Origin of the sequence: Nocardia mexicana NBRC 108244 (assembly GCF_001613165.1) — a bacterium.
Taxonomy (GTDB): Bacteria; Actinomycetota; Actinomycetes; order Mycobacteriales; family Mycobacteriaceae; genus Nocardia; species Nocardia mexicana.
In genome coordinates this window covers 62783-82541 of record NZ_BDBV01000074.1, presented here as the reverse complement: position 1 = coordinate 82541, position 19759 = coordinate 62783, and the positions used below count along the sequence as shown (strand labels likewise).

At 68.9% G+C, this 19759-nt stretch carries 19 protein-coding genes; 10 read left to right on the top strand and 9 right to left on the bottom strand.

The window, feature by feature from the left end:
- Positions 1-263: 263 nt before the first annotated feature.
- Entirely contained in the window at positions 264-965 is a 702-nt protein-coding gene (locus tag NM1_RS27940; RefSeq protein ID WP_068026220.1) for an SDR family oxidoreductase, read from the top strand.
- A gap of 204 nt (positions 966-1169) precedes the next feature.
- Here the strand turns inward: NM1_RS27940 and NM1_RS27935 are convergent, their stop codons facing one another.
- On the bottom strand, positions 1170-1958 hold the full coding sequence (locus tag NM1_RS27935) for an N-formylglutamate amidohydrolase (RefSeq protein WP_068026217.1): 789 nt from the start codon (positions 1956-1958) through the stop codon (positions 1170-1172).
- 190 nt (positions 1959-2148) lie between these two features.
- Positions 2149-5046, bottom strand: a complete 2898-nt coding sequence (gene leuS, locus NM1_RS27930) for a leucine--tRNA ligase (RefSeq protein ID WP_068026215.1) — start codon at positions 5044-5046, stop codon at positions 2149-2151.
- Positions 5047-5454: 408 nt separating this feature from the next.
- Between leuS and NM1_RS27925 the strand changes: the two genes are divergently transcribed.
- Both NM1_RS27925 and NM1_RS27920 read left to right on the top strand, forming a co-directional pair.
- Positions 5455-5856, top strand: a complete 402-nt coding sequence (locus tag NM1_RS27925) for an SdpI family protein (RefSeq protein WP_068026212.1) — start codon at positions 5455-5457, stop codon at positions 5854-5856.
- Entirely contained in the window at positions 5856-6467 is a 612-nt protein-coding gene (locus tag NM1_RS27920) for an HAD family hydrolase (RefSeq protein WP_068026209.1), read from the top strand. Before NM1_RS27925 ends, NM1_RS27920 begins: the two co-directional genes overlap by 1 nt.
- Positions 6468-6566: 99 nt before the next feature.
- On the opposite strand, the gene NM1_RS27915 is transcribed toward NM1_RS27920, so the two are convergent.
- The 3 genes from NM1_RS27915 to NM1_RS27905 form a co-directional block, all read right to left on the bottom strand.
- Positions 6567-7340 (bottom strand): ABC transporter permease, encoded by a 774-nt coding sequence (locus tag NM1_RS27915; protein ID WP_068026206.1) that lies wholly within the window; start codon positions 7338-7340, stop codon positions 6567-6569.
- Positions 7337-8311 (bottom strand): ATP-binding cassette domain-containing protein, encoded by a 975-nt coding sequence (locus NM1_RS27910; protein WP_068026202.1) that lies wholly within the window; start codon positions 8309-8311, stop codon positions 7337-7339. Before NM1_RS27910 ends, NM1_RS27915 begins: the two co-directional genes overlap by 4 nt.
- 122 nt (positions 8312-8433) lie before the next feature.
- Positions 8434-8961 (bottom strand): EXLDI protein, encoded by a 528-nt coding sequence (locus NM1_RS27905; protein ID WP_068026199.1) that lies wholly within the window; start codon positions 8959-8961, stop codon positions 8434-8436.
- Positions 8962-9113: 152 nt separating this feature from the next.
- Between NM1_RS27905 and NM1_RS27900 the strand changes: the two genes are divergently transcribed.
- The 5 genes from NM1_RS27900 to NM1_RS27880 all read left to right on the top strand — a co-directional run bounded on the left by NM1_RS27900 (position 9114) and on the right by NM1_RS27880 (position 14380).
- Complete coding sequence (locus NM1_RS27900) at positions 9114-10973, top strand: thiamine pyrophosphate-binding protein (RefSeq protein ID WP_068026196.1); 1860 nt, start codon at positions 9114-9116, stop codon at positions 10971-10973.
- Positions 10970-11629: a hypothetical protein gene (locus tag NM1_RS27895; RefSeq protein ID WP_068026194.1), complete on the top strand. Its 660-nt coding sequence runs from the start codon at positions 10970-10972 to the stop codon at positions 11627-11629. The genes NM1_RS27900 and NM1_RS27895 overlap by 4 nt, the downstream gene beginning before the upstream one ends.
- Before the next feature lie 9 nt (positions 11630-11638).
- Positions 11639-12679: a 3-oxoacyl-ACP synthase III family protein gene (locus NM1_RS27890; protein ID WP_068026191.1), complete on the top strand. Its 1041-nt coding sequence runs from the start codon at positions 11639-11641 to the stop codon at positions 12677-12679.
- Complete coding sequence (locus tag NM1_RS27885) at positions 12676-13824, top strand: aminotransferase class I/II-fold pyridoxal phosphate-dependent enzyme (protein ID WP_084520117.1); 1149 nt, start codon at positions 12676-12678, stop codon at positions 13822-13824. The genes NM1_RS27890 and NM1_RS27885 overlap by 4 nt, the downstream gene beginning before the upstream one ends.
- Before the next feature lie 79 nt (positions 13825-13903).
- Positions 13904-14380: a DUF1772 domain-containing protein gene (locus NM1_RS27880; RefSeq protein ID WP_068026346.1), complete on the top strand. Its 477-nt coding sequence runs from the start codon at positions 13904-13906 to the stop codon at positions 14378-14380.
- A gap of 9 nt (positions 14381-14389) precedes the next feature.
- Here NM1_RS27880 and NM1_RS43615 read toward each other — a convergent pair whose 3' ends face one another.
- From NM1_RS43615 to NM1_RS27865, 3 genes are all read right to left on the bottom strand, one after another.
- Positions 14390-15337 (bottom strand): anti-sigma factor family protein, encoded by a 948-nt coding sequence (locus NM1_RS43615; RefSeq protein WP_068026188.1) that lies wholly within the window; start codon positions 15335-15337, stop codon positions 14390-14392.
- Positions 15334-15918, bottom strand: coding sequence for a sigma-70 family RNA polymerase sigma factor (locus NM1_RS27870; RefSeq protein WP_084520116.1), 585 nt, complete (start codon positions 15916-15918; stop codon positions 15334-15336). The genes NM1_RS43615 and NM1_RS27870 overlap by 4 nt, the downstream gene beginning before the upstream one ends.
- 66 nt (positions 15919-15984) lie before the next feature.
- Positions 15985-16599 carry a YqgE/AlgH family protein gene (locus NM1_RS27865; protein WP_068026342.1) on the bottom strand — a complete coding sequence of 205 codons (615 nt, stop codon included), beginning with the start codon at positions 16597-16599 and terminating at the stop codon, positions 15985-15987.
- Positions 16600-16954: 355 nt separating this feature from the next.
- Between NM1_RS27865 and NM1_RS27860 the strand changes: the two genes are divergently transcribed.
- Positions 16955-17716, top strand: coding sequence for a lysophospholipid acyltransferase family protein (locus NM1_RS27860; RefSeq protein ID WP_068026185.1), 762 nt, complete (start codon positions 16955-16957; stop codon positions 17714-17716).
- Positions 17717-17720: 4 nt separating this feature from the next.
- Here NM1_RS27860 and NM1_RS27855 read toward each other — a convergent pair whose 3' ends face one another.
- Entirely contained in the window at positions 17721-18032 is a 312-nt protein-coding gene (locus NM1_RS27855) for a GNAT family N-acetyltransferase (RefSeq protein WP_068026182.1), read from the bottom strand.
- A gap of 160 nt (positions 18033-18192) precedes the next feature.
- Between NM1_RS27855 and NM1_RS27850 the strand changes: the two genes are divergently transcribed.
- Positions 18193-19731 carry an alpha/beta hydrolase gene (locus NM1_RS27850; RefSeq protein ID WP_068026179.1) on the top strand — a complete coding sequence of 513 codons (1539 nt, stop codon included), beginning with the start codon at positions 18193-18195 and terminating at the stop codon, positions 19729-19731.
- The last annotated feature ends 28 nt before the right edge of the window (positions 19732-19759 follow it).

The following is a 19759-nucleotide window of genomic DNA, read 5'->3' as shown; positions in this document are numbered from 1 at the left end:
CACCCGGCGGTGACCGAGCGCTGACGGAGGGCCATCCCGTGCATCGGCGGCGACTGCCGGAGGGTTACCGTCCGCGCGGGTTCAGACCCGCGGGGACGCGCGTGCGCGACAGGTGACGGTCCCCTGTGCCTCGCGACGACCGGTTGACTCGAGACGACCTGTCGGGCGGCCACACGTGTCGGGCCGGTTGGGCGAGCGCGCCCGGGCGTGATTTCGCGAGGTCTGCGTCCCGGTGCGACGGGAGCACCGTTACCGTGGGTTGCATGGCCGAATCCACGTCCGACACAGCGCGGCCGACCGCGCTGATCACCGGGGCGAGCCGCGGGCTCGGCGCCGCCATTGCACGGGAACTGGCGCCTTCGCACAAGTTGCTGCTGGGCGCCCGCTCGGCGGAGTCGTTGACCGGCGTGCTCGCCGAGCTGCCCGACGCGACGGCGTGGCCGGTGGAACTCACCGACTACGACGAGGTCGCGCACGCCACCGCCGCCATCGACCGGCTGGACGTGCTCGTGCACAACGCCGGCGTCGCCGAATTGAGTACCGTCGCAGAGTCTTCGGTGAAGCAGTGGCGGGAGACGCTGGAGGCCAACCTGATCGCCGTCGCCGAGCTGACGCGGTTGCTGCTCCCGGCGCTGCGTTCCGCCAATGGGCATGTGGTGCTGATCAATTCGGGGGCGGGCTTGAGGGCGAACGCGAACTGGGGAGTCTATGCGGCGAGCAAGTTCGGCCTGCGCGCCTTCGGCGATGCGCTGCGGCTCGAGGAACCCGAGCTACGGGTGACCTCGCTGCATCCGGGCCGTATCGCCACGGATATGCAGCGCGCCATCGTCGCCAGCGAGCAGCGCGAGTTCGACCCGAACGAATTCCTCGCTCCGGAGACGGTCGCGCGCACGGTGCGCAATGCGATCGAGACGCCGCGTGACGCCCATCCGACCGAAATCGTGCTGCGGCCGATCGCGCGCTGACATCGGCGTCCCGACGCCTCGCCGTGTTCGCGCCGGATGCGTTCTGGACTCGGTCCCGGGAGCCCACCGGAGCACCACCGCTAGCGCTGTTGTCCGAATTCCGTTGCGGTGACCCGCATTTCGCTGTCGGGGGCGCAGACCCGCGCTCGGCCTTGCGGGTTGTATAAGGCTGTCCCTGGTGATGCTGAGCGTGTTGGCACCGGATCACCATGTGGCGGTGCTGGTTTCATCGATCAGCGCCGTCAATGCCTGTACCAGTGTGCCCAACCCTTCGTGCGTCGGCCCGCCGTGTTCGCGCATGTATCGGTCGCGGCGTATCTCCACCATGAGGGCGGCGACGGCGGGGACGGTGCCGTAATGCCGGAGCGGCACATAGGTTCCGGCGAACGGCGAGTTCAGGCCGATTTCGAAGGCGGAGAGTGCCTGCTGCGCGACCGCCGACAACCACGGTGGGGTGTGTCTCGCGTCGGTGCCCAGGCATACCTCGGGGCGTGGGCCCGTATGGAGTTCGTACGGCAGTCGCACGGTGGGATACGAGTGCACGTCGATGATCACGACCCGTCCAGCCGCGGCCAGACGCGCATCCACAGCATCCGCCATCGCTTCCGCATACGGCTCGAAATAGCTTGTCAGAAGCGATTTTTCATGGTCGGCATCGTCGGTGCGCAACCGCTCCCCCGACGATGTTCGGGTATACACCGCGCCCATGCCCACCGCACGCATCTCCTCCCGGTCGTCGGGAAAACGCTCCGGATCCACTACCAGGCGAGACAGCCGATTGGCGAACACCCACGGCCGCGCCGCCGCCCGCCCGGCCGCTCGCTCCGCGATCAGCGCCGTATGCGCATCGGTCATCCGGTCCAACTCGGCAGTCAGCCCGGCATCGTCCAGCAGGATGCGCCGCCGCACCTCGGCGGGAATCGTCCGAGAATCGTGCGGCGCGTGGAGCAGTACGGGAGATTCCGGTGCGCCCGCCGTCAGGGTGTAGTGCATCTGTGCATTGTCGGCCGCAGACCCTCGTCACGATCGCACCCGCACCCCTCGCACGTTCGCGCACCCGTAGCGCTGCCTGTAGGGGGTGCGTGAATATGCGGCGGGTGCGACGAGCCTGTGAAGCCCGCCGCTCCCTCCTGCACGCACAGGCGCTCCTGCGTGCACAGCGTGGCGACTGTGGATGCCTGTGTCAGGCGACCACGTTGACCAGGCGGCCGGGGACGACGATCACCTTGCGGGGCTGCTTGCCGTTCAGGAACTCCAGCAGCTTCTCGTCGGCCAGGGCGGCGGATTCGATGGACTGCTGGTCGGCGTCGGCCGGGACGCTGATCCGGCTGCGGACCTTGCCGTTGACCTGGATCGGGTATTCGACCGAATCCTCCACCAGCAGAGCGGGATCCGCGACCGGGAACGGGCCGTGCGCCAGTGCGGTGGTGTGGCCCAGCCGTTCCCACAGCTCCTCGGCGATGTGCGGGGACATCGGGGCCAGCATCAGCACCAGCGGCTCCACCACCGCGCGCGGGGCACCCTGCGGGTACTCCTTGGTCAAGTGGTTGGTCAGCTCGATCAGCTTGGCGCCCGCGGTGTTGTCGCGCAGCGCGGCATAGTCGGCGCGGACGCCGTCGATCGTCTTGTGCAGCAGGCGCAGCGTGGTGTCCGTCGCCTCGCCGTCGGTGGCGCGCAGGCCGCCGGTCTCCTCGTCCACGACCAGGCGCCACACCCGCTGCAGGAAGCGGTGCGCGCCGACGACATCCTTTGTCGCCCACGGCCGCGAGGTGTCCAGCGGGCCCATCGACATCTCGTAGAAGCGGAAGGTGTCCGCCCCGAACAGGTCGTACATCTCGTCCGGGGAGACGGCGTTGCGCAGCGACTTGCCGATCTTGCCGTACTCCTGGAACACCTCGTGCTCGGCGCCCGACTCGTCGGTCCAGTAGAACTTGCCCAGCCGCTCCTCGACCTCCGCCGCAGGGACGTAGGCCCCGCGCTTGTCGGTGTAGGCGTACGCCTGGATGTAGCCCTGGTTGAACAGTCGGCGATAGGGCTCCGAACTCGACACGTCCCCCAGGTCGAACAGCACCTTCTGCCAGAAGCGCGAGTACAGCAGGTGCAGCACCGCGTGCTCGACGCCGCCGACGTACAGATCCACGCCGCCCGGATCGTCGGCGCCGTGCTCCTCGGGCCGGGGGCCCAGCCAGTAGCGCTCGTTCTCCGGGGCGCAGAAGGTCTCGGCATTGGTCGGATCGGCGTAGCGCAGCTGGTACCACGAGCTGCCCGCCCAGTTCGGCATCACGTTGGTGTCGCGGCGGTAGGTCTTCGGGCCGTCGCCCAGATCCAGTTCGACGGTCACCCAGTCGGTCGCCTTGGCCAGCGGCGGCGACGGCTCGGAGTCGGCGTCGTCGGGATCGAAGGTGACCGGCGCGAAGTCCTGCACATCCGGAAGTTCCACCGGCAGCATGGATTCCGGCAGCCCGTGCGGGCGACCGTCCTCGTCGTAGACGACCGGGAACGGCTCCCCCCAGTACCGCTGCCGCGCGAACAGCCAGTCGCGCAGCTTGTACTGCACCCGGCCGGTGCCGTGGCCGTCGGCCTCCAGGTGCTCGATCACCTTCGCCTTGGCGGCCTCGACGTCGAGCCCGTTCAGGTAGCCGGAGTTCACCAGGGTGCCGTCACCGGTGTGGGCCCCGTCCGAAATGCCTGTCCCGGCATGCTTTTGGCCGGGATCGCCGCCCGCGATGACTTCCACGATCGGCAGCCCGAACGCGGTCGCGAATTCCCAGTCCCGCTGGTCGTGCCCCGGAACCGCCATGATGGCGCCGGTGCCGTAGCCGCTCAGGACGTAGTCGGCGGCGAAGACCGGCACCTGCGCGCCGTCGACCGGGTTGGTCGCGTACGTGCCCAGGAAGACCCCGGTCTTCTCCTTGTTCTCCTGCCGCTCCAGCTCCGACTTCGCCGCGATCGTCCGGCGGTAGGCCGCAACGGCTTCCGCGGGCGTATCGGCGCCGAAGGTCCAGCGCGGGTCCACGCCCTCCGGCCACTGCGCGGCGGTCAGGCGGTCGACCAGCTCGTGTTCCGGCGCCAGCACGACATACGTTGCGCCGAACAGGGTGTCGGGCCGCGTGGTGAAGACCTCGACGGTCTCCCCGTCGGCGGGGAAGGTGACCTGCGCGCCCCGTGAGCGCCCGATCCAGTTGCGCTGCATGGCCTTCACATTGTCCGGCCAGTCCAGCAGCTCCAGGTCGTCGACCAGCCGATCGGAGTAGGCGGTGATGCGCATCATCCACTGCCGCAACCGCTTCCGGAAGACCGGGAAATTGCCGCGCTCGCTGCGGCCCTCGGCGGTGACCTCCTCGTTGGACAGCACCGTGCCCAGCCCGGGGCACCAGTTGACCACCGAATCCGACAGGTACACGAGGCGATACGAGTCCAGCGCCTCGGCGCGCTCGTCCGCGTTCAGCTCCGACCAGGCACGGCCCTGGGGGGTTTCCCGTGCGCCCGAATCGAATTCGGCCTCCAGCTCGGCGATCGGCCGGGCCCGGTTCGATTCCGTGTCGTACCAGGCGTTGTAGATGCGCAGGAAGATCCATTGCGTCCACTTGTAGAACTCGGGGTCGGTGGTCGCGAACGACCGGCGGCGGTCGTGGCCCAGGCCCAGCCGGTCCAGTTGGCGCCGCATGTTCTTGATATTGGCCTCGGTGGTCACCCGGGGGTGCGCGCCGGTCTGCACCGCGTACTGCTCGGCGGGCAGGCCGAAGGCGTCATACCCCAAGGCGTGCAGCACATTCCGGCCGTTCATACGGTGATAGCGCGCGAACACGTCGGTGGCGATATAACCCAGCGGATGGCCGACGTGCAGCCCGGCGCCCGACGGGTACGGGAACATGTCCTGGATGAACAGCTTGTCGGCGGGGGTGTCGCCCGCCAGCGGGCCCACGGGGTTGGGCGCGAAGAACGTGCCGCGCCGCTCCCACTGCTGCTGCCATTTGCGTTCGATCCGACCGGCCTGCTCGGCGCCGTAGCGGTGTGCGGGCACGTCGCTGTCGCCGGTCGTCGCCGCGCCGACTGGGTCGGTTACACGAGTGTCCTGCACTGTCCTGCCTTCTTGTCGCCGATGTCCCCGGGTGAACGTTGCTCATCAGGGTAAAGCGTGCGCACGTCAGGGCCCAAAAAGGGTACTGCGGCCCATCGGCGGGCGCACCTGCGATCCCGCGGGACAGTGCCGCGGCGAGTCCGCGTTTCCCTGGTGTCCTCCGGTGGTTCTCGCAACCCCCGTGGCGGCTACCGCACCTCGTGCAAGCCCTATACGGGTGCGCACGTCGGGGCCAAAAGGGTCCTTAACCGGCCTCCGTAGTCACGATTCGCGTGTACGCGGCATTATCCGCTGTGCATCGCCGATTTGTGTCCGCTCAGGCCGGTGACGCCGGTTCGCGGCGGATGCACCACATTCGCTCGAGGCCCGGTGGACACGGTAAACCGGCACGCGAGTACCGTCTTCGGAGTGTTCGTGGTGGCTTTGATCCTGTTCGTGCTGGCGGCGGTGGCCGTTGTCACCGGGGTGCTCGGGCTGACCGGTTCCCTCCCCCGCAATCCCTTCGTCGGTGTACACACCGAGGAGGCGCTGCGGACCGACGAGACCTTCCGCATCGCCAACCGGGTGGCGGCGCCGACCTCCTTCGGCGCCGGCGTGCTGCTGGTCGCCGGTGGCGTGATCGCGCTGTTCGCGGGCCCCGTCGTCGGGATCGTCGGCGCGCTGCTGGCCGCCCTGATCGCGGTGTTCGTGCTCGGCGCGGGTGTCAACGCCGCCGCGGGCGCCATCGCCGGGATCGCCCCCGAGGTCGGCGGCTGCGGTCAGGCCTGCGGCGCCTGCTCGCTGCGCGACGCCTGCCAGCCCGCCAACTGATGGGTCCGCTCACGGTCGGCTTCGACCTGGACATGACCCTGATCGACTCCCGCCCCGGCATCGCCGCCTGCTACCGGGCGCTGTCCGAGCGCACCGGCACCTACATCGACTGCGACCTGGTCGTCACCCGGCTCGGCCCGCCGCTCGAGGACGAACTCGCGAACTGGTTCCCGGCGGAGGACGTCGACGCGATGACCGCCCTCTACCGGGAGATGTATCCCGGCCACGCCGTCACCGGCACCGTGGCGATGCCCGGGGCGCGCGAGGCGATCGAGGCCGTCCAGAGCCTCGGCGGCCAGGCCGTCGTGGTCACCGCCAAGTTCGAGCCGAACGCCAAACTCCACCTCGAGCACCTCGGCCTGCCCGCCGACGCGGTAATCGGCGACCTGTGGGCGGAGAAGAAGGGCCTTGCCCTGCGCGAGCACGGCGCCGGGGTCTACGTCGGCGACCACATAGGCGACATCCTCGGTGCCCGCACGGCGGACGCCTACTCGGTCGCGGTGGCCACCGGCCCGTGCGACGAGGAGGAACTGCGCGCTGCGGGCGCCGACGTGGTACTCTCCGACCTCACCGAATTCCCCGCGTGGCTGGCGGAGTACCACGCCCGCTGACGTATCGGTCGTGCGGTAGATCCGTCGGTGAGTTCGCAAGGCGCAGCACAACGCCCCGAGGCACCGGAAGTGCCTCGGGGCGTTCGCTTTTCGGGCCGGTCAGGCGTTGGCCTTGCGGCGCATGAGGATGCTGGACCAGAGGTAGCCGACTACCAGGATGCCGAGGCACCAGGCGATGGCGCCGAGGGCGTTGCCGCCGATTCGGTCGCCCATGAGGAGGCCGCGGAGGGTTTCGGTCATGGGGGTGAAGGGCTGGTATTCGGCGAACTTGCGGACGGCGGTGGGCATGGTGTCGGTGGGGACCAGGCCGCTGCCCAGGAAGGGCAGGAACAGGATCACCGTCGGTGTGTTGCTCGCGGCCTCGGGGCTGGAGGCGGACATGCCGAATCCGGCGCCGAGCCAGAGGAATGCGAACAGGATCAGGCCGATCAGGCCGAAGGCGGCCACCCACTCGAGCGCGTTGGCGTCCGGCCGGAACCCGACCAGGGCGGCGACGCCGACCATCAGGGTCACACCGAGCAGGCCCTGGATCGTATTGCCGATGACATGGCCGGTCAGGATCGACGAGGGATTCATCGGCATGGTCCGGAACCGGTTGATGATGCCCTTGGTCATATCCGTCGCCACCGACACCGCGATTCCGGCGACCAGATAGGCCGGGATCATCAGCATCATGCCCGGGGTCAGATAGTCGATGTAGTCGCCGCCGGTGGACTGGCCGAGCGCGCCGCCGAAGACGAACTTGAACAGCAGCAGCAGGACGACGGGCATGACCACCACGGCGAAGGTCAGGCCCGGATATCGCTTGGCGTGCACCAGATTCCGGCGCAGCATGGTCTTCGAATCGGCAAAGGTAAAGGTAGCGGTGCTCATCGTGCGATCTCCTCCGCGGGCACGGTTTCGCCCTCGGGAACGGTGTGGCCGGTCAGGGTGAGGAAGACGTCGTCGAGGTCGGGCGTGTGCACCGACAGGCCTTCGGGTTCGATGCGGGCGTCGTCGAGACGATCCAGCATCGAGCGCAGCGACTTGACCGAGCCGTCGCTGGCCACGGCGAGGGTGCGGTCCTCGTAGTCCGGGACGCCGCCGAACAGATCCCCGGCGGTGGCCAGCGCGTCGCGATCGGCGAAGGTGAGCCGGATGTGCCCGCCCGGCACCAGCCGTTTCAGCTGATCCGCGGTGCCCTGGGCGACGATGCTGCCCTTGTTCAGCACCGCGATCTGATGCGCCAGCTCGTCGGCCTCCTCCAGGTACTGGGTGGTGAGGAAGATGGTGACGCCGTCGGCGACGAGTTCGCGGACGATATCCCAGACGTCGCGGCGGCTGCGCGGATCGAGCCCGACCGTGGGCTCGTCCAGGAAGATGATGCGCGGATCGCCCACCAGGGTCATGGCCAGGTCGAGGCGGCGCTTCATACCGCCGGAGAAGGTGCTGGTGACCTTGTCGGCGGCGTCCACGAGATCGAACCGCTCCAGCAGTTCCCCGGCCAGCCGACGGCTGTCGCCGCGCGGCAGATGGTGCAGATCGCCCATCAGCAGCAGGTTCTCGCGCGCGGTGAGCAGTTCGTCGATCGCCGAGAACTGACCCGTCACACCGATGATCGAGCGCACCGAGTCGGGATCGGCGTTGCGGTCGAACCCGCCCACGCGGATGACGCCGTCGTCGGCCCGCAGCAGCGTGGTCAGGATCTGCACGGTGGTGGTCTTGCCCGCGCCGTTGGGCCCGAGCAGCGAGAAGATCGTGCCCTCCTCGACGGTGATATCGATACCGTCGAGCACGACCTGGTCGCCGAAGGATTTCCGCAGGCCGCCGACCGATATGGCCGGCAGGGGATACCCGGTGGTCATGGTGTTCCTCTCATCAATGAATAGGCATTTATGCATGCGTGTGCTGAGTCGTGACCGCTGGGTTGCGCGGTCAAGACGGGGGCTGTGTGGTGTTCAGTTGTGCGGGACCGGGCCCGCCGGGATCAGATGTCGAGATCCTCGATCTGTGGATGCTCGACGATGTCGCTGACCCGCTGATAGAGCTTGGCCGGAATCCTCCCCTTCAGATCGGTCACCGAGTCGTAGATGTCCATGGTGAAATCGCCCCAGTCCGGATCGCTGACGCCGAGGAGCTTGCGCCAGTTGGTCAGATCCTTGATCCACTTGGTGCCCTCGCCGCCGTAGACGGGGTAGTCGGACCAGGCGGAGGTCTGGATGTGCAGGACGAACTTGCCCTTGCGGCTGCGGTAGACGCGGATGTGCTGCTGGTGCTCGTCGTTGACGTCGCGCACCTCACCCAGCAGGGCGCCGGAGAAGCGGACCTGTCGGACGCCGTTGTGGCCGACGCCGAGGACGACCTCCTCGAACCCCTCCAGGCGGCCCTCTTCCAGTTCGATATACCGGCGCAGCGCCGTCACGATCGCGCCTGACAGATTGCCTCCGACCAGCTCCTGTGCGCGCTGGAACAGGGGCAGATCGTCGTCGGATACGTAAACGGTCTTGTTGGGCATGACTCCACTATACGTAGACGTATACATACACACAAGGGTGGGTCGATCACAGATCGTGCGCGGGCGGGCTGAACCGCGCCGCGGCGTGCCTCGTATCCCGGGTGAGAGCGGACGGCCGGTGTGCGCTCGAGGCCCGGCAGGAAGGAGCGCCGATGCCGACACGAGCGGTGGACTATCTGGTGCAGGCCGTCGCGACCCTGGGGGTCCGCCACATCTTCGGTGTGGACGGGGCCAACATCGAGGACCTCTACGACGCTATCTTCGACAGCCCGCACGACATCACCGGGGTGGTCGCCAAGCACGAGTTCTCCGCCGCCACCATGGCCGACGGTTATGCCCGCAGCACCGGGCGGCTGGGCGTGGTCTGCGCGACGTCCGGCGGCGGGGCCATGAATCTGGTTGCGGGACTGACGGAGTCGTTCGCCTCCCGGGTGCCGGTGCTGGCGCTGGTCGGACAGGCGCCGACGACGCTGGAGGGCCGGGGCGCCTTCCAGGACTCCAGCGGCCTGGCGGGAACATTCGATGCCGCACGGCTTTTCGAGCAGATCTCGCGCTACTGCGCGCGGGTGGACGCGATCGAGGCGCTGCCGTGGCACCTGGCGCGGGCGGTCGCGGCCGCGCGGCGCGGCGGTCCGGCGGTGCTGTTGCTGCCCAAGGACGTGCAGCAGGCCGACGTCGGAGACCTGCCGCCGTTCCGCCCGCCCCGGCCGATGCACACGCGCGACCAGGCCGGTCTGGACAGGGTGCGGGCGGCGCTGCGGGCCGCCCGCGCCACCGGCAAGATCGTGATAATCGCCGGGGACCAGGTGGCCCGCAACGACGCGCGGGACGAATTGCAGCGCCTGGCAGTCGTTCTCGACGCCGCGGTCGGGGTGGCCCCGGACGCCAAGGACGTCTACGCCCAGGACGAACCCGGATTCTGCGGGGTGGCCGGCAGTATGGGCCACCCCGAACTCATCGATGCCGTACGGCATGCCGCCCTGTGCCTGCTGATCGGGACCCGGATGCCGGTGACCGCACGGGCCGGGCTGGACGAGGCACTGTCCTATCCGGCCGTGGCGAGCGTGGGCGCCGAGCCGCCGCACGTGGAATCGGTCCACGCCACCGCGAGCGACCTGCGTTCCGTCCTCGCAGAGCTGCTGGGCGGCTTGGTGTTCGACGAGCTGGCGCCGGTTGAACCTGCTTCGCCGTCCTCCGGGCCTGTCGCGCCGCTGTCCGAATCCGCGTCACCGTTGTCAGCTCCCGCATCACACTATTCCCGGCGAACGCCGGGACCGAGAGGCGAGGCTGTGCACAAAGGCCCCGTATCGATTCCGGCGTCCGCCGGAACTACGGGTGAGTTGGGTGCTACAGCCACGGGTGGGGTGAGGTCGCTCACGGCACTCGAGGTCCCCCCATCCACCGGTCCCGGACTGCGGTACCGCGACATCGTAGAAACGCTCAATGCCGCACTGGAACCCGGTACCGATGTCTTTGCCGACGCGGGTAATACCGGCGCGTCGGTGGTGCACCACCTGAGGCTCCCGCCCGGGGGCAGGTTCGTGGTCGCTCTGGGTATGGGCGGGATGGGGTATGCCTTCGGCGCCGGTATCGGCTCGGCCTTCGCCCGGCGGCACCGGCACGGCGGCGGTGTGCGCCGCACCGTCGTGGTGGCCGGTGACGGCGCGTTCTTCATGCACGGCATGGAAATTCACACCGCCATCGAACACCGGCTCCCCGTGACCTTCGTCGTGCTCAACAACAACGCACATGCCATGTGCATCACGCGCGAGCAGCTCTACTACGGAGATCGCTACAGCTTCAACAGGTTTCGTCCCGCGCATTTGGGCGACGGCCTGGCCGCGATGTTCCCGGAGCTGCCGTCGTACTCGCCCACCGGCACCGGCGAACTGGCCGCCGTGCTGGACCGATGCTTCGAAACCGCTGGGCCGTCGTTCATTTCGATCGAATGCGACCCGGACGAGATCCCGCCGTTCACCCCGTTTCTGTCGGTACCGAGGAGGAACCCGTGACCACCAGTGCCCTGCCCGCGCTCAGCGATATCCCACAGCACGAGATACCCGCGGTCCTGCGCATCGAGAATTCCGATCGCGAGGCCACCACGCCCATCATCATGGACATGCTGCGGTCGGTGTACCCGCACGACCAGATCTTCGGCGAGTTCTGCCCGGTCCAGTCGTATATCGCCGCACCGCCGCGCGCGGTGTACGAGTATCTGGCCGACACCCGGAGCCTGGAGGAATGGACCTACAGCCTGCGCGGATTCGTCGAAACCGATGAGCCCGGACTGTGGCTGGCCTACGACCGGCTGGGCCCGGAAACCAAGATCTTCACCCGCACGGTCGCCAATCCCGACGCCATGACCGTCGACTATCACTGCGCCTGGGATCAGGGTGAGCACCTGTGGATGATCTACCTGCTGCGGGTGATCGACGCACAGGTGGTGTTCGACAAACCGGGCTCGGTGGTGCTCTGGGTGAACTGTCACCACCCCTTCTACGACGAGAACCCCTATCCGGAGACCGCGCCGCCGAAGCGGCCGGTCTGGGTCGGTGACTTCTGGGAGATGTTCTCGGCCGGACATCAATTGGAGATGGACAACCTGCGGGCGATCTGCGAGTACCGGGCCGCGCACGACCTGCCCGTCAAACCCGACTGGATGAAGTGAGGCGCGCCAATGGATTTCACCGAACCCTCGCTGTCGCTGCCGCCGGTCAGCCTGGCCGACGTCGCGAGCTATCTGCCCGGAGAACCGGTCGGCACCGAATATTTCACGCAGTTCTCCCGGTCCGAGCGCATGGCGAAGAACGTGATGTTCCGGGCGCCCAAGGGACGTCATCACGTCGACCGTGACGAGACGGCGGTGGACATGGTCGAACAGGCCGTCGTACCGCTGCGGGAACGTCATGGGGCGGAATTGATCTCGAATATCGACGTGCTGATCACCCATACCCAGTTGCCGACCAACCCGGTGATGGGCGCGGGCCCCGAGGTGGCGCGGCGGCTCGGCATGCGCCCCGGCTGGGTGTTCGATGTGCACAACGGCGGCTGTGCGGCCTTCGTCCACATGATGTCGCTGGCCCGGATGATCCTGCAGACCACCGCCGCCCGCAGCGCGCTGATCGCGACGGTCCAGAACACGGCGGGCCCGGTGTTCACCCAGTCCGAGATTCGCGGCCTGGCCCAGGCTCCGGTCCCGGGCGACGGCTGCGGTGTCGGGCTGCTGCTGAAGAACAATCAGGCGCCGATCCTGGACATCGAATCCCGCACCTACCCCGAATTCGCGGGAGATATGGATTTCAGCACCGGCTCCGATCGCAAGTACTGGGAGCCGGGGGAGGGGCAGGGCTGCGTGAGTTTCACCGAGTCCAAGCTGACCAAGGTGTTCGCGCGGGGCAATCGGCTGGTGCCCGAGGTGGCGCTGGCGGTGTGCGAGCGGATCGGGGTGAAGGGGTGCGATATCGACACCTTCGTCACCAACCAGCCGAACCGGCTGTTCCTGCGCAACTGGCACGACGCACTGGAATTGCCCGCCGAACGCCACCCCGACACCTTCGATCGCTGCGGAAATCTGTTCGCCGCAGGCATTCCCGTCACGCTCGACGCGGAGAACCGGGCGGGGCGGCTGCGCAACGGCTCGATCGTGCTGCTGTCGGCGTTCGCGCACGCCGGTGACTTCGCCGCCGCGGCCGCGGTGCGCTGGGGTGCTGCCCGATGAGCGGCAGCCGATCGATATCGGTGCGGCGCACGGACCGGTCGACGCGGCCGATCCGGCACGTAACTGCCGGGCGGACGGCGGATTCGGTCCGCTTCGACCTGACACTGAGCGAAAATCCGTTCCCGCCATTGCCCTCGGTGCTCGCAGCCCTGAATCACACACTGGAGCAGGCGAACCGGTACCCCGAGTTCCTGCCGCACCGGCTGCCGCGGCTGATCGCCGAGCATGTGGGGATCCGCGCGGATCAGGTCGTGGTCGGTTCGGGTGCGACCGGGGTGGCCCTGCAGATCATGCAGGCGCTGACGACGCCGGGCGACCGGATGGTGTTCGCGACGCCGACCTTCGACGGCTACCCGATCCTCGCGGGCATGACGGGGCTGAAAAACGCGGCGGTGCCGCTGGATTCGTCGGGCCGTCAGGATCTGTGGTCGCTGGCGCGCGCCGTCGACGGAGATACCGGCCTGGTCGTGGTGTGCCGCCCGCACAACCCGACCGGGACGGTGGTCCCGGCCAGCGAGCTCAAGGCGTTCCTGTTCGGCGTTCCGCGCGACATCCCGGTGATCCTGGACGAGGCGTACGCCGAATTCCTCGGTGCCGCAGACACTCTCGACCCACTGCAGCTCGTATCGCGGTATCCGAATCTGCTGGTGCTGCGCACCTTCTCGAAGGCCTACGGGCTGGCCGGGCTGCGCATCGGATACGCGTTCGGGCACGAGGATCTGGTGCGCCGGGTGCGCCGCCTGCAGCTGCCGTTCGGGATGCCCGCGTCCGCGGCCACCGCGGTGGCGGCGTCCTATGCCGCCCAGGCGGAGCTGAGCGAGCGGGTGCTGCGCATCACCACCGAACGGGAGCTGCTGCGAACAACTTTGCGCCGCAGCGGGATCCGAGTTCCGCGCAGCCGTGCGAACTTCCTCTATCTGCCGGGGGCGGATATCGCCGCGCGGCTGTCCCGCGCGGGTATCGCCGCCAAGACCTATCCCGACGGCAGCGCCCGGATCGCCGTCGGCGACCCGGCCGCGGATATCGCCGTCCGGTGGGCGCTCGGCGAGCGGGCGTCGCAGGAGGGGCACCGCCATCGATTCCGCCGCGAGGACAGCGGGCTGTACTCGACCACCGCGCCGGCCGCACCCGAGAGCCAAATATAGCGCTGCTAGACAATCTAGCCTCGCCTTGTTAAGCTCGCTCCAGCATCTAGCGTTGCTAGGTTTGGAGAAGGAGTACCGGATGTTCACCACCATCGCCCAGGTCCTGGCCGTCCTCGCCGTGCTCGGCAACGGCATCGTCTACGGGGCCGACGCAACCGCCGCCCTGATCATGCGCTCGGTCTATCGGCGCCTCGACGACGCCACCATGACCAAGGTCGCGGGCTGGGGGCACTACTACGGCGACCGCCGGATGCCGTTCGCCGGCGTGGGCGGGGTGGTCACCGCGGCGCTGGCGGTGGTCGCGGCCGCCGTCGCGGGTCACGCCGCGGCGAGTATCGCGGCCGGGGTCGCGCTGGCGGCACTGCTGATCTGGCTCGCGTTCTACGTCCGGGTCGCCAAACCGATCAACACGGCGCAGACCGCGGCCGCGCAGTCGGGTGTCATTCCGTCCGATGCCCGTGCGCTGCAGGAGAAGTGGGACAGCATCCTCGGGTTCCGAATCGGCCTGCAGGCCACCGCGGTCGCGGCTCTGGGCATCACCCTGATCCTGCTGTAACCGGTGGCCCTACTGCAGCGAGCTGGTGAGCATCACCTGATTCGTTGTGGCCGAACGTATCTCGACCATGCGCACCTGGTCCGGCGGCACCGCGGTGGTGCCGTCGGGCGTCACCGTCTCGCCCGGCCGGGCCGTCCACTGGGCGACCATCGACTGCGTGCCGTCGGAATGCACCACCCACAGCGAGCCCTGCCAGCTGTAGTCGGTGCTGGACGGCGCGTAGCTGCACGACATTTCGACCCGGGTGCCGTCGTTCACCGCGACCAGCCGGAAACTCGCCGTGATCGGCGAGGGCACCACCGGGTTCATACTGCGCTCGGCCACCACCTGATCGGCCGTCGGGGGCGCGGTGGGTTCGGTGAGCGAGGCGGTCACCGGAATGGCGATCGCCACGGCCGCCGCGGCCGCCGCCACCGCACCGGTGACCGCGAGTAATCGCCCGCGCCGCCGCTCCCGGCGAGCCCGCCTTGCCAACTCGGCCAGCGGAAAGGGAGGCTCCTCGACACCCGGTACTCGGCCCTCGGAATCGGGAGCTCCGGACTGGGCTGCGCTCTCGGATCGCGCTGCGCTCCCGGACTGCGCTGCGCCCCCTGACCGGCCTGCGCCCTCGGTCGCGGCTCCAGTCCCGGCCTGCGCGGAGCCCCCGGGCAGCGACCCATCGGCGGCCCGGGACCCAACCTCGGGCAATGTCCTATCCGTGGCCCGAAACCCGTTGCCACCCACCGATTCCAGTGGGGGGTCGATCAATGCCAGCGCCACCTCGGCATCCACCTGCCCGAGCAACCCGGGCATTCCGGAGAGCTCCGCCACCGCCTCCCGGCAGCCCGGGCACTGCGCCAGATGCGCCTCGTATTCCAGGCGTTCGGCGCGGTCCAGGGCACCGAGCACATACGGGGCGTCCCACGTCGCGTAGTCGTCGCCGCCCTCGGGCGCCGCCGCAGGCGCGGTCTCCGTCACTTCGTCACCCCCATATCCCGCAGTGCCGTGCGCAGCGCGCGCATGCCGTAGTGCATCCGGGACTTCACGGTGCCCTCGGGGATGGCCAGCTCCGCCGCGATCTGGTGCGTCGACAGACCACGGTAGTAGGAGCGCACGATCACCTCCCGGTGATCGACGCTCAACCGGGCCAGCGCGTCGGCGATCAGCCAGCCGTCGAGGGTCCGGTCCGCCTGGTCGGGGGTGGGCTGCTCGGGCGGCGAATCGGTGCGGAACTCCCGCCGATGACGGGCGCTGCGGTACTCGTCGACCACCATGTTGCGTGCCACCGTGAACAGCCAGGCCCGCGCCGACGCCGTCGACTGATCGAGGACCTGCGGGCGTTGCCAGGCCCGCAGCAGCGTTTCCTGCACTATGTCCTCGGCTCGTCCCGAGTCACCGACGAGGCTGTAGGTGTAGCGCCACAGCGCCGGTGCGTGCTGGTCGTAGAGCGCCCGCAGCAATTCCGCCTGGGCCGGGTCGCCGGTCGGGAGCTCGGGGACCGCGCTCCGAGACGGCTGGGTATCGGCCCCATCGCTGGGGAGGCGGGGTGAGCGTGCCATGCGCTCACCGAACAGATCGTCGGATCAGAGATCCGGATGTAGTGCCCACACTAAGCAGATACGTACTCAATTGCGTTCTAGTTCGATCGGGTGCGTGGCCAGCAGCGACAGTGGCAGCGGCTGGCGGCGCAGCACCTGCGCCCACAGGTCGGTGCGGCCCGCGATCGGATCCGACGGCAACGCCGACAGCACGATCCAGTCGCCACGCTCCAGCTCGCCCTCCAACTGCCCGAACGTCCAGCCCGCATAGCCGGCGAAGATGCGGATGCCCTCCACCATCGGCCCGACCACCTCCGGATCGGAATCCAGATCCAGCAGCGCCACCCGGCCGTCCACCCGGCGCAGACCCGCGGCCCGGTCGATCGCGGTGCCCACCTTCACCGTCGCCAGGCACAGCGCCGCATCCCGCTTCACCGGGCCGCCGATGTACAGCGCGCGCGGCTGCGCGGCCAGTTCGGCCCACCGCGGCAGCACCTCCTGCACCGGCGTCTCGCTGGGACGATTGATGACCACGCCGAGACTGCCGGCATCGTTGTGCTCCACGATGTACACGACGGTGCGCCGGAACGACGGCTCGGTCAGATCGGTGGCCGAGACCAGCAGCGTGCCGGGCCGGACCGCCTGTTCCTCGTGCCGGGATTCCCGTCTGGAGCGATCACCGTGTTCGTCTGCGCGTGACACCACGCCATCATCGCACTGTGTATGTGGCCTCCGCTTCGCTCCGGCGGGTTTTCGGCGCCCGGAGTCTCGATTTTCAGAGGCCGCTGCTGGCTCCTTCGTCGCGGACGCAGCGACCTCTGAAAATCGAGACGCGCCGAAAACCTCCCAGGTGTTGTTGCTTGGCTATCGCTTCGCGGCCGGGGTCGGGAGGGTGGTCGAGTTGGCAAGGTACGGAGACGCTCTGCACGACGCGGCTCCTGCTCGGCTCGCTCCTACGTCGCATTGCTGACGGGGGTTGCTCGTGTTCGGAGTCCGAAATGTAAGTCAAATCACAGTTCCGTTGGGCGGGGTGGTTCCGGATCGTTAGTGTGGCCGCATGCAGCACCCCGAGGTGGTCCTCGACAACTGTGATGCCGTCTACGACTTCTATCGGGATCATCGGCAGAATCGCCTGAAGGCGTGGGGCGCGTACGCCGTGCTCGCGCGGCGCTACCGGCCGCGGATCGGCTACGCGGCGGGGGCTCGGGAAGGGCTGCGGGAGTTGATCTCCCAGGGGCGGCCGCTGCTGATCTCGATCAACCATCTTTCCCAGCAGGATCCCTACACCGTGGCGGCGGCGGCCTGGCGCAGCGGACTGCGGCCGGTGATCGGGCGGGCCCGGGTGCTGGCCAAGGACGAGCTGTTCATCGACCCGGAGCAGCGCCGCAAGGTCGACATGATGGGCGGCATCCCGGTGTTCCGAGGCAAGGATCACGGGCTGCGCGCGGTGAACGCGGCGGGGCAGCGCATGATCGATATCTGCGCCGAGCGGATGGCGCGCGGCGATGCCGTCGCGGTCTTTCCCGAGGGCACCTGCAACGACGTCGACCCGACCCAGGTGCAGGCGGTCGGCAGCGGGATCGGGCACATCGCGTTCCGCGCGATGAAGCTCGGCGCGCGGCCCGCCCTGGTCAGTATGGGCCTCAGCTACGGGCCGCGGGCCGATCCGACCGTGGAGCCGACCTTCGAGGAGGCGAAGTCGGCCAGCTTCTACTTCGGGCCGCCGGTGCCCGAACTACCGGCGCGGCCCGCCGAGATCGCCCGGGTCGTACGCGACCAGCTGCAGCTGGCTCTCGACGGCGCCGTGGCCGCCTACTGATCCCTCACTGCGGCAGACCGAACCGCTCGCGCGCCCAGTGCGGCACCAACGCCAGGTACTCCGGCCGCGACTCCACGAAATGGCGCACCATCGGGCACAGCGGCAGGATGCCGAAGCCCTCGTCGCGGCTGGTGTCCAGCGCGGCCTGCACCAGCGTGCCGGCGTAGCCCTGACCGCTGTAGCGGGGGTAGATCTCGGTGTGGACGAAGGCGCGCTCGGCGGCGGTGTCCTGATATTCCGCGATGCCGGCGAGACCGCCGTCCACATAGATCTCGAAACGATCGAGCTCCCTGTTGTTGCGAACCTCTGTCGACATGGCTCGACGCTACTGTTTCTCGCGCGCAATATGTTCGATTGCGGCGGAGGACACGACGGCCCCCGAGTTGTGACCGCGTCCCCGGCCGCCGAGAATGCTTGTGGTCGAATGCGAGCGCGGCCGGATGTGCGGCCGCGCCTGACCGGAGAGAATGACGCGGATGATGACACGACGTACGGCGCGCTCGGTGGCCTGGGTATTCGCCGCATGCCTGGCGATGCAGTCGGCCGCTGTCGCGCAGGCCACCGCCGAGCCCGCATTCGGCGCGTGCCCGGACGGCGCCGTGACACCCGGACGCGGCGCCGAATGCGCGGTGATCTCGGTACCGCGCGACTACTCGGCGCCCGACGGCCCGCGAATCGACGTGACGGTCAGCCGGATCCGGGCCACCGGCGAACGCCGCGGCGCGCTGTTCGCCAATCCGGGTGGCCCCGGCGCCGACGCCCTCGACTACTGGGCCCGGCGCTCGCCGGACCTGCCCGCCGAGCTCAACACCCACTACGACCGGATCGCCGTGCAGCCCCGGGGACTGCGCTGGGCGACGCCGCTGGACTGCGGGAACGCCGAGCGCAAGGAACGCAGCGCCACCAAATCCGCCTGCGACAGCGCACAGCCCGGCTACGTCGAGACCGTCACCACCGAGAACACCGCCCGCGACATGGACGCCGTCCGGGCCGCGCTCGGCTTGGAGCGCATCGACTTCTTCGGCACCTCCTACGGCACCTACCTGGGCGCCGTCTACGCCACGCTGTTCCCGCAGCGGATCGACCGCATGGTGCTCGACTCCAGCGTCCATCCGGACTGGGTGTGGAACGAACAGTTCGCGCAGCAGCAGCTGGCCGGTAAGCAGCGGCTCGACGACCTGTTCACCTGGATCGCCGACCACGACGGCGAGTACCGCCTCGGCGCGACACCGCTTCGGGTCTACGAGAACTGGGTGCGGCTGGTGGTCGCGCAGGGCGGCGGCTGGTACGCCAACCTGACCCCGCCGCCGGCGTCGACCGCCGACCTGCCGGGCGAACTGCCCGAGCCCATCGCGCAGGTGGCGCGCGACGGATTCAACGGCGGACGAGACCAGATCGGGCAGCTGCAGAACCTGGTCCGGACGCTCGCCTCCGGCGGGACCTCGGCGCAGGTGCCGCTGCTGGCGGCCACCGCGGTCGCCACCTACACCCGCTCGTTCTGGCCCACCTTCGCCCGCGCCATGGCCGACGCCAACGCCGACCCCGCCGACACCGGGCAGCTGCGGGCCATCGAGGGGCTGACCGCGACCGACCCGACGGGGCGGAACGTGTTCGCCGCCATCACCTGCAACGAGAACGCGATACCGGGGCGGTCGGAACTGCTCGGGGCCGCGGCGGCCACCGTCGCTTCCGGTGGGAGCGCGTTGAATGCCCGTGCTGACATGATTCGGTCCGGCGTGGCGTGCTCCGACTGGAATCCGGTGGCCGGGCCGGTCGCCATTGCCGATCAGGGGCTGCGCACTCGGCCGCTGGTGCTGCAGAGTCGGCACGATGCGGTTACCAAATACGAGGGCGGACCTGCGATGGCCTCGGCCTTGCGGGGCTCGCTGATCACCGTCGAGGGCGGTGATCATGGCACTTTCGGGCGGGGGAACACCGTGGTGGATGATGCGGTGCTGACGTATCTGCGGACGGGGCAGGTGGGGATCGAGCACGCCGATCAAGCGCCGCTGTAGTGGGTTGTGATGGGCGGGGGAGCGGTTT

Coding starts and splice junctions, on each gene's coding strand:
- NM1_RS27910 (WP_068026202.1), bottom strand. CDS start 8,311: ATGACCACCGGGTATCCCCTGCCGGCCATATCGGTCGGCGGCCTGCGG.
- NM1_RS27885 (WP_084520117.1), top strand. CDS start 12,676: ATGAGCGGCAGCCGATCGATATCGGTGCGGCGCACGGACCGGTCGACG.
- NM1_RS27920 (WP_068026209.1), top strand. CDS start 5,856: ATGGGTCCGCTCACGGTCGGCTTCGACCTGGACATGACCCTGATCGAC.
- NM1_RS27905 (WP_068026199.1), bottom strand. CDS start 8,961: ATGCCCAACAAGACCGTTTACGTATCCGACGACGATCTGCCCCTGTTC.
- NM1_RS27850 (WP_068026179.1), top strand. CDS start 18,193: ATGATGACACGACGTACGGCGCGCTCGGTGGCCTGGGTATTCGCCGCA.
- NM1_RS27890 (WP_068026191.1), top strand. CDS start 11,639: ATGGATTTCACCGAACCCTCGCTGTCGCTGCCGCCGGTCAGCCTGGCC.
- NM1_RS27940 (WP_068026220.1), top strand. CDS start 264: ATGGCCGAATCCACGTCCGACACAGCGCGGCCGACCGCGCTGATCACC.
- NM1_RS27855 (WP_068026182.1), bottom strand. CDS start 18,032: ATGTCGACAGAGGTTCGCAACAACAGGGAGCTCGATCGTTTCGAGATC.
- NM1_RS27935 (WP_068026217.1), bottom strand. CDS start 1,958: ATGCACTACACCCTGACGGCGGGCGCACCGGAATCTCCCGTACTGCTC.
- NM1_RS27915 (WP_068026206.1), bottom strand. CDS start 7,340: ATGAGCACCGCTACCTTTACCTTTGCCGATTCGAAGACCATGCTGCGC.
- NM1_RS27880 (WP_068026346.1), top strand. CDS start 13,904: ATGTTCACCACCATCGCCCAGGTCCTGGCCGTCCTCGCCGTGCTCGGC.
- NM1_RS27870 (WP_084520116.1), bottom strand. CDS start 15,918: ATGGCACGCTCACCCCGCCTCCCCAGCGATGGGGCCGATACCCAGCCG.
- NM1_RS27860 (WP_068026185.1), top strand. CDS start 16,955: ATGCAGCACCCCGAGGTGGTCCTCGACAACTGTGATGCCGTCTACGAC.
- NM1_RS27900 (WP_068026196.1), top strand. CDS start 9,114: ATGCCGACACGAGCGGTGGACTATCTGGTGCAGGCCGTCGCGACCCTG.